Below are 370 nucleotides of genomic sequence, written 5' to 3' on the forward strand. Positions count from 1 at the left end.
CAGGCCGCCGGTCAGCTTGCCGGTGCCGAAGTCCGCCGCGAAGGTGCCGCTGAGCAGGTTGCTGCCGTTGAACTTGTTCAGGCCGGCCACCGCGTAGGTGGCGGTGCCGCTGGGCAACGTGGTGCCTGCGCGGTCGCCGGCGAAGTACACCTGGCGGTTGTTGAAGCCACCCGCAGCGCCATCCTTGGACCATTCACCGAACCACACATCGCCACTGCCCACCTTGACGAAGTTGAAGTGGCCCATGCCGGCATGGTTGCCCGGCGTGCCGGTGATCGGCATGGCCAGCGTACGCACGGTCACGTTGCCCACGGTGGTGGGCGCCGAGTACGCGGACAGGCCCTGGAAATCGACCGGCTTGGCGTTGGAG

General features: G+C 67.6%; 1 pseudogene. It reads right to left on the minus strand.

What is annotated here, in order from left to right:
• Positions 1-370 (minus strand): annotated as a pseudogene (locus tag EN850_RS34245) (hypothetical protein); the annotation flags it as partial.

Source organism: Mesorhizobium sp. M8A.F.Ca.ET.207.01.1.1 (genome assembly GCF_004794715.1).
Taxonomy (GTDB): Bacteria; Pseudomonadota; Alphaproteobacteria; order Rhizobiales; family Rhizobiaceae; genus Mesorhizobium.